At 44.9% G+C, this 12,924-nt stretch carries 16 protein-coding genes; 6 read left to right on the top strand and 10 right to left on the bottom strand.

Annotated elements, in window-relative coordinates; translation table 11 throughout:
• Nucleotides 1–27: 27 nt before the first annotated feature.
• The 3 genes from DYU05_RS06250 to DYU05_RS06240 all read right to left on the bottom strand — a co-directional run bounded on the left by DYU05_RS06250 (nt 28) and on the right by DYU05_RS06240 (nt 2,419).
• A complete protein-coding gene (locus DYU05_RS06250) occupies nt 28–675 on the bottom strand; it encodes a hypothetical protein (RefSeq protein ID WP_117382100.1) in 648 nt (215 codons plus the stop codon).
• Between the two features lie 529 nt (nt 676–1,204).
• Entirely contained in the window at nt 1,205–1,441 is a 237-nt protein-coding gene (locus DYU05_RS06245; protein WP_133300178.1) for a hypothetical protein, read from the bottom strand.
• Nucleotides 1,442–1,510: 69 nt separating this feature from the next.
• Complete coding sequence (locus DYU05_RS06240; RefSeq protein WP_117382098.1) at nt 1,511–2,419, bottom strand: exodeoxyribonuclease VII large subunit; 909 nt, start codon at nt 2,417–2,419, stop codon at nt 1,511–1,513.
• A gap of 11 nt (nt 2,420–2,430) precedes the next feature.
• Here DYU05_RS06240 and DYU05_RS06235 point away from each other — a divergent pair, with 11 nt between their 5' ends.
• Entirely contained in the window at nt 2,431–2,910 is a 480-nt protein-coding gene (locus tag DYU05_RS06235) for a hypothetical protein (protein ID WP_117382097.1), read from the top strand.
• Nucleotides 2,911–3,037: 127 nt separating this feature from the next.
• A complete protein-coding gene (locus DYU05_RS06230; protein ID WP_117382096.1) occupies nt 3,038–3,460 on the top strand; it encodes a hypothetical protein in 423 nt (140 codons plus the stop codon).
• A gap of 266 nt (nt 3,461–3,726) precedes the next feature.
• Here the strand turns inward: DYU05_RS06230 and DYU05_RS06225 are convergent, their stop codons facing one another.
• The 7 genes from DYU05_RS06225 to DYU05_RS06190 form a co-directional block, all read right to left on the bottom strand.
• Nucleotides 3,727–3,939 carry a hypothetical protein gene (locus DYU05_RS06225; protein ID WP_133300177.1) on the bottom strand — a complete coding sequence of 71 codons (213 nt, stop codon included), beginning with the start codon at nt 3,937–3,939 and terminating at the stop codon, nt 3,727–3,729.
• A gap of 23 nt (nt 3,940–3,962) precedes the next feature.
• Complete coding sequence (locus DYU05_RS06220; protein WP_117382094.1) at nt 3,963–5,075, bottom strand: S1/P1 nuclease; 1,113 nt, start codon at nt 5,073–5,075, stop codon at nt 3,963–3,965.
• A complete protein-coding gene (locus DYU05_RS06215) occupies nt 5,072–5,311 on the bottom strand; it encodes a hypothetical protein (protein ID WP_133300176.1) in 240 nt (79 codons plus the stop codon). Before DYU05_RS06215 ends, DYU05_RS06220 begins: the two co-directional genes overlap by 4 nt.
• An 86-nt stretch (nt 5,312–5,397) precedes the next feature.
• The gene (locus DYU05_RS06210; protein ID WP_235853963.1) at nt 5,398–5,946 is read right to left on the bottom strand and encodes an alpha-ketoglutarate-dependent dioxygenase AlkB family protein; all 549 of its coding nucleotides are present in this window, start codon (nt 5,944–5,946) and stop codon (nt 5,398–5,400) included.
• Nucleotides 5,947–5,949: 3 nt separating this feature from the next.
• Nucleotides 5,950–6,444, bottom strand: a complete 495-nt coding sequence (locus DYU05_RS06205; protein ID WP_117382092.1) for a helix-hairpin-helix domain-containing protein — start codon at nt 6,442–6,444, stop codon at nt 5,950–5,952.
• Nucleotides 6,441–6,704 (bottom strand): hypothetical protein, encoded by a 264-nt coding sequence (locus DYU05_RS06200; protein ID WP_117382091.1) that lies wholly within the window; start codon nt 6,702–6,704, stop codon nt 6,441–6,443. Before DYU05_RS06200 ends, DYU05_RS06205 begins: the two co-directional genes overlap by 4 nt.
• A gap of 498 nt (nt 6,705–7,202) precedes the next feature.
• Complete coding sequence (locus tag DYU05_RS06190) at nt 7,203–7,994, bottom strand: hypothetical protein (protein ID WP_117382089.1); 792 nt, start codon at nt 7,992–7,994, stop codon at nt 7,203–7,205.
• Nucleotides 7,995–8,379: 385 nt separating this feature from the next.
• Between DYU05_RS06190 and DYU05_RS21045 the strand changes: the two genes are divergently transcribed.
• From DYU05_RS21045 to DYU05_RS06165, 4 genes are all read left to right on the top strand, one after another.
• The gene (locus DYU05_RS21045; RefSeq protein ID WP_165852006.1) at nt 8,380–8,532 is read left to right on the top strand and encodes a hypothetical protein; all 153 of its coding nucleotides are present in this window, start codon (nt 8,380–8,382) and stop codon (nt 8,530–8,532) included.
• Between the two features lie 66 nt (nt 8,533–8,598).
• Nucleotides 8,599–10,281 (top strand): tetratricopeptide repeat-containing sensor histidine kinase, encoded by a 1,683-nt coding sequence (locus DYU05_RS06180; protein WP_117382087.1) that lies wholly within the window; start codon nt 8,599–8,601, stop codon nt 10,279–10,281.
• 10 nt (nt 10,282–10,291) lie between these two features.
• Nucleotides 10,292–10,951, top strand: coding sequence for a helix-turn-helix domain-containing protein (locus tag DYU05_RS06175; protein ID WP_117382086.1), 660 nt, complete (start codon nt 10,292–10,294; stop codon nt 10,949–10,951).
• An 847-nt stretch (nt 10,952–11,798) separates the two neighbouring features.
• Entirely contained in the window at nt 11,799–12,866 is a 1,068-nt protein-coding gene (locus DYU05_RS06165; RefSeq protein ID WP_117382084.1) for a type I restriction endonuclease, read from the top strand.
• The last annotated feature ends 58 nt before the right edge of the window (nt 12,867–12,924 follow it).

Below are 12,924 nucleotides of genomic sequence, written 5' to 3'. Positions count from 1 at the left end.
TAGCTTCGGAATGGGAGCATCATTTGTTTAAGCATTGGGAAAAACGATGTTCGCTTCAATATCTGCTAATTTTTCATGGCAGGCATCAAAAATGAATTGTGAAACCATGCGTATAAGATTAGGTGTATTGGTGACAAATTCACGGCGCTTATCATCCTGAATGATCAATTTGCACCCTTGGTAAGGGTTACTTTCCAGTTCGTCGTTGTCTTCCTGCAACTGTACTTCAAAATCTTCCAAGGTCTTGATACGTGCAATAAGCGCCAAACGCTGAATGGACAAGCGGTGCAGGTCGTTTACTGATTTTAGGGTTTGCTCTAAATTCAAAGCAAATTTTTGCGGTTCAAACTTCACCTCTGTGGCTTTTGCCTCTGTTGCTTTCGGTTCTTCTTTAACTTCTGTCGTGGTGGGATCTTGCGCTACTTCTGCGGAGGCTGCTGCTTTAGCAGGGTCAGCGGGTTGATTATCCACTGTAGCGGGGCTACCGGTCTTATCTCCGGCAGGGTTGTTTTTCTCAACTTGCGGAATTTGGGCAGGTGTTTGATCTTTAATGGTTTCATTTTGTTTGGCTTCCTTTCCTGTCAGGCTTGGGCGGTTTTCAATGCGGTTAACTGTTTGATCGTTTTTTGCTGCTGCGCCTTGCACACCGTTCGCATTTTTTTCTGCTGTTTTCATCTTAAAAAATTTTAAAGGGTTAAAAAATTTGTTTTTTCGTTTCCCTTTTCTCCCGAAGACTTTCCCTGAAAAGCTATTTTTCAAAAGAAAAAACGGTAAAAAAGAAAGTCAAAAAGGCGGTCGCAAAGCCCGGGCGGGAGAACTATAAGTCCCGAAGGGTGGGCGTAGCAGAGCGGAGGACATTATGCGTTCGTACGAACGGGCTGACCGATCTTGACGCCGCTTTTGTCCGTTTTCTTTGGAAAATAGCAACTGGAAGCAATCTGATGTTGTCGCAGGAAATTAAGTGCAGCAAGAAGGCGAGCGCAGCTTTCCCGGCGGAGCGGGTAAACAAGTGAAGTCCTGAAAAATGCGCTTAATCGGAGGTGGTGGCAATTGAAGTGAAAGCGAATGCTTTTGCAGCGCAGCAAAAATGCAGCAGCGGAGCTGTTCGTATTAAAACCTTCAGGAAGGCGACTGTCCAGGATTGCAACGGCATCCTTTTCCAAGAAAAGATAGAGTGTAAAGCCTGGCCGCAGGGACAGCCAGATCAATGACCTTTGAGCAGGTAGCCTATAATAACACCTATGATTATCGCAATAATGACCACTGTCCAGTTAACGGAGCTTTTAGCATTTAACTCAGCAATTTGTTTTTTGTAAGTGCTGAGCTGCTCGTTTAGGATACTTACGCGTTCCGTCTGTAATTTTTGTTCACCCGTTAACTGACCGTTAAGCAATTCCATTTTTTCTTTGTAAACCTGCTCCATGTCGCGTGCCGTCTTCAAACGCAGTTCTTCATTGGCTTTCAGCTTTTCATTCAGGTTGTCGATCTGCTTCTGGTAACTTGCTGTCAGCTATAATTTCACCGATTCAATCAGTTTGGCCTTTGAGTTTTCCAGGTCTTCAATCGTATGATTATACACATCATTTAAAAACTGACCTAATTCTGAAGGGGTAATAAAGGATTTGTCGGCAATTCTTTGAAGCAAGGTAACATCGTCTTTATGGCCAATGGCTGTGATGAATATCGCCTGTAAGGCTACGGCCTTTTCAGCAATCGGGTAACGGCTAAAGATATCTAAGTTATCACCACCACCGCGGGATACCGCAATGACCCCGTAATTTTCATTATTCAGGCGGTCAAAGGTTGTAATAATCTCTTCTTCGGAACTTAAGTTAATGCGGTGAAATGAAAGGTCGTAAAAGCCGATAGACTCCCTTAGCTGGTGTTTGATATCGTTATCAATAATGCCCGTTTTACCGATAATGATCCCGATTTTAAATGGTTCTTCCCGGATGATCTTCTCTTTGAGCCAGCTATAAACATCGCGGTAACCGGAAACAGCTTTACGCTGCATTAATTCTAATTTTTTAAGATCGTCCTCGTTATACTTATTCTGCGTTTGCTCGACCAGATCAGTTACCGTAAGCTGTATCTGAATGCTGCCCGAACTATTGATCACGCGCCTGGTGACAAAACCATTTACGGTCACTGTTTTGTTGGGTTGTAATTCATTCCGGATCAATGGCGGTACTAAAATGGTTATTGCCGCATCCGACGATTCGTCCCGAAAGGTATCGTAAAAATAACCGCTGTATTGATTGCCCTTGCCTTGTATGTAAATTCCTTTGAGCTGTACAATTCTTTTCGTCTGATTGATGGAAATAGAATTATTGAACAGGTTCAAAATGGCGGCAGGCGAATAAGTAGTAATCGTTGGGTTTTCAATTTCCATCAAAGTAAAGTTAAGAAATAATGCCATGTTGTTCTTGCTTGAAGGCAGGTGGGAATGGGGCTGCACAGCTGACGAAGTTCGGCGGATGGAATCACGCGCATCCTGGAAATTCAGGCCCTTCTCCGGACGATGTGTTTCTATTAATAGAAAACTTGTCCCAACCTGACCTTGTCAGTACAGGAGCGACCGCTATAAAGTATTACAGAGATAGCGCATCAATCACAGTTGTAACATCTCAGGGCAACTACGTTGTCACTGTAAAAGACTGGGGTAAGTTACAAGCAGCGTATGAAAGATTCAGTGACGATCCCGGCGGTTTTGATGATGAATACCGCGATTTTGCTGGCATCTATTTACAGCAGTACGCTACTGCAAATGGCTCAGCTAGCATTTATGCTTTAAGTCAACTATTGGGAGCTTCAATAAATGTTTATCGAGAAGATCGTAACTTAAACGGCGGCTCTTACTATCCCGTTAAAAATACCGGAATGCTAATTACACCACTAAATTGTCAATAGGCTAATTGTTAAAACACATGAAAAAATAACACTATTACTATTATCACTAGTTCTTTACGTTAACGCATTCTCGCAGGTAGATTTAAACGGCATACTTAAGTTCGGTTTGCCATCTGAAGCGAAACAGTTGAATAGACAAGAAATCGATAGTTTTGCAAAAACTATATTTGGAAACAACTCATCTGCAATTAGAATAGCTCAAGCAACATTGGCTCCCTACACTTTTTCTTACGGAGATATATTAATTATGGTAACTCCGAAAAATAATCTTGAGGATGGGAACGCAGATATAACATCATCATTTAAACAAAGCATGGATGATCTTTTTAGAAAATCTCCATATTACAATTCGACAACTTTTTCGAGCCGAGGCATTAAGTACGTCGTGACAAAGCACTTTAGCAAAGATGTCGGTTACTACAATTGCCTTGGTTTAAACACCGAATACAGTAAGTCTGTAAGCTGGTCTTTACAGTTCAAAAGGGGGCAAGCCAAGCAAGCAAATGACCTATTGAATAATATTCTAACGAAAACTACTTTTATCAATTAATTACGTCTTGTGAAGATAAGAAAAGCCCTTTAGGGCTTTTTTGATTCAAGCTTGATTATAACTTACTGACAAGATAAATGTTTAGCCTCTGAGACGTTTTAAGACGAGAGAAGAGTGCAATGAGACATGTCATAATAGCACTAACCCGTCCATTATATGCTTTTTGATGGTGGTATCTTGACGTCAACAATTGCTATTTAAAGCGGATAACCCGGCACCGGGCTGTTCGCAGTTTAACGATGCTTTAAAGTCGTTTAGTGTTCCATTTATTCGATTAGCTTAGCGAGCTTTTCCGCCAGCGCCTGCAATAGTCCGGTTGGTACCGTTGCTATATCATCTATGCGCAAAGCCCGGTAACCACCTTCCTCATCCGGCTCAAATACCACCGTCGTATCATCAATGAGCACGGAGATCCGGTGCGTATAGCCCCAGCGCTCAAAGCGCGCCTTGTACTCCTGTTGCTGATCTCCGTAATTCACCGGAATCAAAAACGGCTCGTTCATTACATCTTGATTTGTGCAGGGTCCGTTATAATAATCTCAGGCTTGCCTTTATAATCGATCACTTCACCCGTTACGGTAATTACCTTATCTGACAGCTGCGACCCAAGTTCTTTCGCTTTCCCTTTCAAAGCCACCGTTAACAATTGATTCGGATAGGCAGCACCCAGGTTCACCAATACCATACTACCGATATCTCTCGAACTATAAACTTTACCGCTAACGCTGACCGTTTTACCGACGAAACTGCCGATGTCCTTCAATTCAACATTCCCGATCACGATGCCTTTTGTCGCATTATCTGCTAATGTCGTGGACAAGTCGCTGCTAGCCGCAGGGGCTGTAGCGGCATTAAATAATTTATTCAGTTCACCGGCCAGCCGGATACCTGCCTGGTCGACACGCTTATGGGTAACCTGAATATATCGCTGGTAATAAGCGTCGTCTATGTTTTGACCGGGTTTAGCCTGTGCATACAATTCACTGCTAATCTGGTAACTTTCCCAAAGCCATTCCATCGGGCTGTCCAACTGCCATTGTTTAATTTGTGCTGGTGTGGCCACATCATAAGTTTTGACGATGTCCGCTTCACTTAAACCTTCGTGATCGATCAGCCTGCCGTCCCAAAGGCTGTGCAGGTTCGTGCCTTTGTTATCAAATCGTAATTGGATAGTATTACCACCTTTGTCTTCTTTACGGCTGACATGCATCGGCTGGTGCGCATCGCCGACCAGGTGCACCAAATATTTTACAGCTTCGTTCTTAGCATCTGCAGTTGTGTTTTTATCTTTCAAAATAGCTTCCATTTTGAGAATGGCAGAGTAGACGTTGTTGTTGCTTTGCGAAACCACCTGAACGAAAGCATCATGTTTTAAACCCAAAGGCAAATTCAGGTAATGCCAGGGCGCTGTTTTAAGATCACGATTTTCGTCAGCCCAGGTCGACACGTCCGCCATCGCTTCTCCCTTCAGGTAAGCGGACACCACGTAAGCGGTATTGCTCGTCAGGTGCTTTTGCGCAATGGTCGCTATGGCACGGTGCCCTTTAAAACCCCAGGAGATCAAACAAAATGCGCCGCCTAAAGCAAGCGCAGCAAAAAAGCTCTTTTTTATCATATCGGAAAGTTAGTCTGTGCAAGGTATGGCGCGAGTAATTGTTTATTGGTAAATGCTTCGAAACGGGTAATCTGATTAGCCGCCTGGTCATAGAATACCTCTACATAGCAGCCGGGCAGTGAATAAAGCTGAACATGCAGCCCACCCGCTATGCGCTCAGCCAGGAAAGTACCACGCCAGACAGCTTCGGCTTTTTCCTGCTGATCAAGATCATTAAATTCGTATACGGTCATCATGGGCAAAAATATTAATAGTCTTTAAACAAAACGTTAATTCTACGCCATTCAAATGACCAGCCTGAAGGTCAAATTGACACGGGGTTTCATGATTTTGTTGGATTTAGCAATGCGGTGCTCCCATGTTCCTGCAGGCCCGACTTCATGATTAGAAAGGAGCCGTGTTCCAAACGCACGGAGTATTTTTCTTGATGGTTTGCTTTATTGCGGATATCGAAACTGCGGACCGCACCGAAACTCACAGACGCGATGATCGGCTGGCTGCCCATGATGCTTTCTTTGTCACTGTGCCAGGCGACGGAATCGCTGCCGTCGCGGTAGTAGTTAAGTAACACACTGTTGAACCAGATTCCGGCCAATGACTCTACCATTTCGCGCGTCGCCTGCAGTTCTGGTGTCCAAGGTAAGGTGCCGGCGATCTTATCTGTTTCACCATACCAGCACGTCATTCGCGGCGTCAGGTATTCCTTATCCCAAAGTTTTTGCGTGGTTTGCTTCCACGGCGTATGAGCAATAAAGTGTGCCAGAAGCCTGTCGCTTTCTTTAGTATCAACAAATTCGGAACGGTAATCCAGTAAATGTTTGGGCAGGCCTCTGCTTTGACCGGTTTCTGCAAACAATGCCAATTGCTCCATCTTTTATCCTTTCATAAATGCTTTTGCATTTGGGTATTTATTTGTTTCGTACCAGGCGATCACCGGACGATCTGCCGGAAAACCGAACTCTGCCCGGTAAGCCTTTCGCTCCTTTGTAAAATCCCACCAGCGCTTACTTTCGTCCCGGTGCTCAATATAATGAACCAGCAGGCGGTAGGAATCTTCCACACAAGGATCCGCCCAGCAACCGCAATGCTTTTCATAAGCGTCAAATAATTCAACTGCACTTTTCCCTTTCAATTGCTCCAGTGCATAATATCCCTGAGCGATCAGTTCCCTGGCAAAACCGATCCCAAGCGACGGGATGCTTTGAAATTCAGCTAATGCCATCAGTTCCCTGGTCCGCTCCGGCGATGCGTTCAACGTCGCGGCGATCTCATCCGGCACATAGCCACGCAATGCCTTCAAGCTTATCTTTTGGTCCCGCAATTGTTGTTTTTCAACAGCATTTAGTTCCAGATCAATATGCTTTTTCATAAGATACTTTTGATCAAATCGTCCATTTCTTTTTGGTTGCCGCTGATAGCTCCCGCTATCTCTTCCTGCTCCTCAATATTCAGCGCAGTACCATCATAGATCCAGTTACCGTCAGCGTCGAACAAAATGCGTCCGATATTGCATTCCTGTAAAGCATCATAAAGTGGATAGCCGTCACCCTGGTCAGGAAATATGCGCACCCATCTATTTGCACTGGTTTTCGCTGTTTCGGGCTTCTCCTCGATCAACTTACTTTTCATTGGAACAAATTTGAATAAAATACTTTAAAAAGCCTAGATATTTGCTAAAAATATTAGCATTAATTGTAGTTGACGTACGTACAGTCCTGGTTAGTGACCGGGCCAACTTTATTAATGAATTTACCAGGACGCTCATGAGGTTTATGTAAGTTCTGCATCTCCGAGAATGATAACTGGGCCCACGTTAAGTTGGATGAACTGGCCAACCGGCGTTAGGTTACAGAAACCCGTTTGGTGCAATGCCCTGATGTTGTGCATTGGCGCTACCGATTATCACCCAAAAAACGGGTGGTAAAGCTGCCTTTAAAGTTCGCGTTCTTATCGAACGGATTAAGACGATAGGCTTAGGTTATCTTCGAATATTTTATACCGGCTTGCAGGAAACTGCCTATCCGGTGATGTTTAAACGGTTAGTTTATCAATCGGTAGTTCACGTTTAGCATTCAGCAATTCAGTGCCGGCGCAAAAGCAAACTGGCCAATCTTCCCAAACCACCGTTTATTTATGTTTGATAAAGTACTTTTCTAACATATAGTCGCTTAATGGCCGTAAACGTCGATTCGTATATACCGGGTGCATGCCACTATCCGTAAACAATTCCAGCTTACGATTCATTTTAAAATACCACAATCTGCCTACAGAAGCTTTGGTCAGGGTGTCAGACCGCAGCACTCTCTTGAAATGGTCCAGCTTGGCTTCGTTAAGGGCATATGCAGTTCTGCCCGGTACTTGCACGTCGCAGGCTGTTCCCACGTAGGTATTGCCGTCCCAGTACATGCATTGACTTTCCACTGGCATGATTAGCCACGCAACCCAGGCGAGCAGCATAAGTGCAGCAACAGCGGCGGTTATTCTTCCCCAAGTCCGCCGCCAGGAGAAATTATCCACTTCTTCTTTACTCGGATCGCCTCCTGACGTTGCCTCTGCCAGCTGGTTGTCATTTTGGTTGTTGGTTGAAGTTGCTACTTCTTCCGTTCCGAGCAACCAGGAAATCAGTTCGTAATGTTTCTCTTCTGCGGTGAAGTTTCTGCCATTCAACAAGCCGGCAGTTGGACGGAACCTGTCTATATCTATATCTTCAAGCGCCTCTTCGAAGTCTTGTGGGGCATTTTTTTTGAAAAATTGTTTAAGGATTTGTGCGTTCTCCGGTTGCAGGCCTTCCCTGTAAAGTCTGATACACTCTTTTTTGATTCCTGACGGGACAGGTTTAGCTAAATATTCAGAAAGCAAATTGGCCTCCTTTCTACGGTTGTATGAGGCCAATAACTCCGTTTTTTCCTCGGGTGACATATTGTAAAGGTTGTAAAATGAAGGTAAATCAATCTGCGGGAATCCGCAAGCTTCCCGGACGCTTTTTACCGGAATCCGAATGCACGAAAAGGAATGCATCGGAATCGGGCGGAATCCGCTTGTAATGAGGGTTTTACCATCTATATATTTGCTTTCGAAATCAACGAAAGATCTCCGTCGGCCGACGGGGCAGTGCACAAAGTGATCTCAACAGGAACAGTATCTGTGGTGGCAGCGACCCGGCTTGGGAAGCGGTGAGCCGCTTCCGCAGGTAAGTTCTACTTCCCAAAAAGCTGCAGGAGAGGAGCTTCTGCAGGGTTTGCTTCAGGTTTGCCGGATAGTCCGGCAGCCAGGGGCGCATTTAGTAACCCTTAAATTTTTGGAAATGATTGAATTGCTTATCGCGCTATTCTTAGCGCTTGGAACACCTGTGTCCGGTCAGAATGGCGGTGTAACAACCCAGACCGATGGTACCGGGGGCCAGACCGGCCAGAACCCGCCACCACCACCTCCGCCACCTCCACCAGGTCAGGGATAATAACTAACAGGGCAGAAGAAATTCTGCCCTGTTGTTTTATAAGGTGCTATGTCATAAATTAGAAGTGTGAACCTTACACGCACTTTCCTCTTTTTCCTCTTATATCTCCTGTTGTTCTTGCAAGCGTCCTGCCTGGAAAAGAAGCAACAGTCTGTCAAGGTATACGCTACGGCAGATCATCTTAAAGCCTGGACCTTTTATCAGCAGCATAAAGCAGATAGCGCGTTTTTGTATTACACCAAGGCTGCAGCGGAAACGAAGGACAGGCTTATACTTGCGCAGATCCACGCCACCCTCGCGATTATTCAGAGCGACCAGGGTGATTTTTACGGCAGCAATGAAACGGCGGTCAAATCGTTAAAATTTTTTCGGGCGGACGACCCTTACCTGCCTTCAGTTTACAATATTATAGCCATCAATGATTATAAGCTGAAGAGTTACAGGAGTGCCGCTGACTGGTACCGCCGGGCAATAGCAGCGGAAAAGGAGAGGTCTGCGAAGCTGCTTTACAGGAACAATCTGGGAGTGACCTTAACGGAACTGAGCCGGTATAAGGAAGCAATACAGTTGTTCCGGGCTTTGTTGTCGGATCCTCAGTTGCACACTGATACTTCAAAATATGCACAAGTATTGGATAACTATCACTGGGCTCGTTGGAAACAGGACAAGTCCTATAACGCCGTTCCAGGTTATACAGCTGCTTTAAAGTTACGGCTGGATATTCAGGACAAATGGGGGCAAAATGCCAGTTATGCACACCTTGCAGATTATTACACTCCCCGAAACAGGGATTCAGCATCAAATTATGCAAAGTTAATGTACAGGACGGCTAAAGCCCTAAAGAGCCCTGATGATGAGCTCGAGGCTTTGCAAAAGCTGATTCTGGTCAATTCCGGTAAAGATATAATGAATGATTTCAGGCGGTATAGCGTTTTGCAGGACAGTCTCACCTCCGCCCGAAATGCAGCGCGGAATCAGTTTGCGGTGGTGAGGTATGAAACGGAGAAGGCGAAAGCGGATAACCTGAATTTGCAAAAAGACAATACCGAGCAACGGTATCGTTTGCTGCAGCAGCAGATCCTCCTTTATGGATTACTGTTAGCGATAATTGTAGCAACCGTATTAGTGGTTGCATTGGTCAGGAGGCGCCACGCACGGCTGCGAAGCGAAGCTGCTGAGCGCCTGCGTGCACAACAGCAGAAAAACTCAAAACGGGTGCACGATGTCCTGGCCAATGACCTATACCGGATGATGTCTGACCTGGACAACGGCTCTTCCGCTGATGCGGCGGAATTGGCTGACCGCTTGGAGGTGCTTTATCAGCGTGCCCGTGATCTCAGCTATGAGGATGAACCGGTGCCTTTGGAAAGTTTTGAAATTCACCTGGCAGCGATGCTGGCCTCGTTTCGAACAGAGCAAACAAGGGTAGTTATAGATCAGTGTTCTGCTGCTTTCTGGCAGGGGACAACAGCTATGGTCAAACAGGAGGTCTCTTTGGTACTACAGGAACTGATGATTAATATGCGTAAACATAGCCATGCATCTTTAGTTACCATTGTTTTCGGGAGAAAAGGTGACCATTGTTCAGTGATTTATACGGACAATGGTGCAGGCATGCCATCTGCTTATCGTAAGGGAAACGGGATCATTCATACGGAAAACCGCATGTCCGTAATCGGAGGCAGCATTATCTTTGAGGCCGAACGGGAAAGCGGTTTGCAGGTACAGCTGTCTTTTCCCGCAATTTAATCTTTATTCTATGGGTGAAAAAGTCCTTATCGCTGAAGATCATGAATCTGCGAATATTTCTGTTCGCAAGACAATGGATGACCTTGGGTTGCCACATATTCATGCTTATTATTGTGACGACGCGCTCAGAATGCTTGGCCTTGCGATTAAACACAACGAGCCATACACTTTATTGGTAACGGACCTGTCGTTTGAGGAGGATGGCTCACCCCAGCAATTGAAAAGCGGTGAACAATTGATTATCGCGGCCCGGCTGCTTCAACCGGACCTTAAAGTTCTCGTCTTTTCCGGCGAACAGCGGCCTGCTGTGATTGGAAGGCTATTCAGCGAGTTGAAAATCGATGGCTACGTCAGAAAGGCACGGCATGATGCTGAACATCTTCGTGCGGCGATCACAATGATTGGTCAGCACCGGCGTTATCTGCCCGAAGGTTACCGCGAATCAATCCGCCACTTAACGGATACACTGACGGAATATGAGCGGGCGATCATCAGGCAGTTGGCAGGAGGGATGCTGCAAAAGCAATTGCCGGAGTGGCTGCAGTCTCAGGGCATGTCAAATGCGAGCCTTCGCAGCGTCGAAAAAGCGCTGCATCGCGCACGTACTTTGTTGGAAGTGTCCAATAACCAGCAGTTGGTCGCTTATTGTAAGGATGCGGGTCTGATCTGAGCTGACGCCCGCTACAATCTTCTTGGTCTCATCCGTTTTGTCCTTTATTCTTTGTTGAATAATTCTTAAAGATATGTTGGTGTTATTTGTTTAACCAGTTGTTGTAGCAAGTAACGATAAGGCAAACGTGAATAATAGCGCTCTGCTGAATGTAGGGCTGTTAAGGTCTGGGACACGTATGTCGCCTTCCTGCATCCGTCACATCTATAACCATCACTGCTGTTTATTAGTTGTGCACTCCTGATGGTCACAATCGCCATACGGTATAGTAAGCGATAAAGCTACCGCCTAAAGATTTCCGGGCATCACCCCAATCACCAACATTTTCTCATAGCGAAGCACAAACTCAATCGAAATTTCAAGCCGTGCGGTTTCCCGCATTAACAGGCACAAGGAGGGAACTAAATTTGAACAACTTAATCGACGGAATATGAAGCTACTGATGTTATATCTGTATACCCCGGTAACCCTGTTGTTTAGTGGTAGCAAAGCTGATAATACAGTATATGTCTGTGATAGCCCGAATGCAAAACGTTATCATTTAAAGGAAAGTTGCCGCGGGCTGAGCAACTGCACGTACCGAATTATAAAAATTTCGCCGGAACAAGCCAAGAAAAGCGGTAAGACGCTTTGCCGCTGGGAAGACTGAAAATATCAACCTAAACCTTATCACAATTAAATGAACAGAAATCAACATCCAAAAAGCCATTGATTAACCGCAATGCGCCCATGAGTAGAATCGCCGTCATCCTAATAGATGCGAAGGAGCGAGTTTTGACAGCACCGATCCATTAACTGCTTGATCTTAAAATTATAAACCTTTCACTGCAATAACCAATATCAACTTATGGACTTTAAAGATTCCATTCTTCAGTTCGCTGCCCGTGTCGACAAGTTGTGCCCGCAAATACATACGGAGGAAGCAACTAAAAACGCCCTGATTATGCCATTTATTCAATTGCTGGGTTACGATGTATTTAACCCATTCGAAGTAAGCCCCGAATTTGTGGCGGACATTGGTATCAAAAAAGGGGAGAAAGTAGATTATGCCATACTAAGTGATGGCAAACCAATTCTGCTAATTGAATGCAAGCATTACACACAGGATTTGAATCCTCATAATTCGCAGTTGTTCCGTTATTTTCATACAACCGAGGCCAAATTCAGCCTCCTGACCAACGGTATAGACTATCGATTTTATACTGACTTGATTACGGCCAATAAAATGGACGACAAGCCTTTTTTTGAATTCAAGATAACTGATATAAAAGAAAATGAGATCGGGGAATTGAAGAAGTTCCACAAGTCTTATTTTAATGTCGATAATATTACCAACACGGCCAGTGAACTTAAATTCTTAAACCAGATCAAGCATCTCCTGCATCAGGACTTTTCAGAACCTTCTGATGACTTTGTCCGGTATTTCGCTAAGAAAGTTTATCCAAGCGCAATGACACAGAAGGTATTGGAACAATTCAAATCCATTACTAAGACCGCTTGCGCAGTGTATGTGAGCGACATAATTAATGATAGGCTTAAAACTGTTTTGCAGGTGGAAGTGCTACCTGAGTCAGCTTCAGAGAACCTTACCACTGGCAGTAATACAGCAGATACTGATGAAAAGATCATTACTACGGCCGAAGAAATTTCCGGACACCTGATGGTTAAGGCCATTTTAGCTGAGGTGGTAGATACCAAAAGAATTATAATGCGGGACGCCCAGTCTTACTGTGCCATTTTGCTGGACGACAACAACCGCAGACCAATCTGCCGCTTTTACTTCAACACTAAAAAGCTGAGTGTGGGGATTGCAGGTCCAGACAAGAATTTTACACGATATGATTTAGATGACTTAGAGGGGTTGTTCGGCTTGAAACAGCAATTATTTGACGCTGTTAAGCTTTACTTGGCTTAAACCACAGTGTTTTTGAGACCTATTGATTTCGGACCGGTAAGCTTCTTATAGGTTCAGC

It is taken from the genome of Mucilaginibacter terrenus (genome assembly GCF_003432065.1).
Lineage (GTDB): Bacteria > Bacteroidota > Bacteroidia > Sphingobacteriales > Sphingobacteriaceae > Mucilaginibacter > Mucilaginibacter terrenus.
Note: the sequence above shows the minus strand (reverse complement) of the source record. Positions and strands in the feature narration are given on the sequence as shown.

Bases quoted from the DNA above. Each gene is read 5' to 3' on its own strand.
- DYU05_RS06250 (WP_117382100.1), bottom strand. From the start codon at position 675: ATGAAAACAGCAGAAAAAAATGCGAACGGTGTGCAAGGCGCAGCAGCA.
- DYU05_RS06240 (WP_117382098.1), bottom strand. From the start codon at position 2,419: ATGGCATTATTTCTTAACTTTACTTTGATGGAAATTGAAAACCCAACG.
- DYU05_RS06220 (WP_117382094.1), bottom strand. From the start codon at position 5,075: ATGATAAAAAAGAGCTTTTTTGCTGCGCTTGCTTTAGGCGGCGCATTT.
- DYU05_RS06215 (WP_133300176.1), bottom strand. From the start codon at position 5,311: ATGATGACCGTATACGAATTTAATGATCTTGATCAGCAGGAAAAAGCC.
- DYU05_RS06210 (WP_235853963.1), bottom strand. From the start codon at position 5,946: ATGGAGCAATTGGCATTGTTTGCAGAAACCGGTCAAAGCAGAGGCCTG.
- DYU05_RS06205 (WP_117382092.1), bottom strand. From the start codon at position 6,444: ATGAAAAAGCATATTGATCTGGAACTAAATGCTGTTGAAAAACAACAA.
- DYU05_RS06200 (WP_117382091.1), bottom strand. From the start codon at position 6,704: ATGAAAAGTAAGTTGATCGAGGAGAAGCCCGAAACAGCGAAAACCAGT.
- DYU05_RS06190 (WP_117382089.1), bottom strand. From the start codon at position 7,994: ATGTCACCCGAGGAAAAAACGGAGTTATTGGCCTCATACAACCGTAGA.
- DYU05_RS21045 (WP_165852006.1), top strand. From the start codon at position 8,380: ATGATTGAATTGCTTATCGCGCTATTCTTAGCGCTTGGAACACCTGTG.
- DYU05_RS06175 (WP_117382086.1), top strand. From the start codon at position 10,292: ATGGGTGAAAAAGTCCTTATCGCTGAAGATCATGAATCTGCGAATATT.
- DYU05_RS06165 (WP_117382084.1), top strand. From the start codon at position 11,799: ATGGACTTTAAAGATTCCATTCTTCAGTTCGCTGCCCGTGTCGACAAG.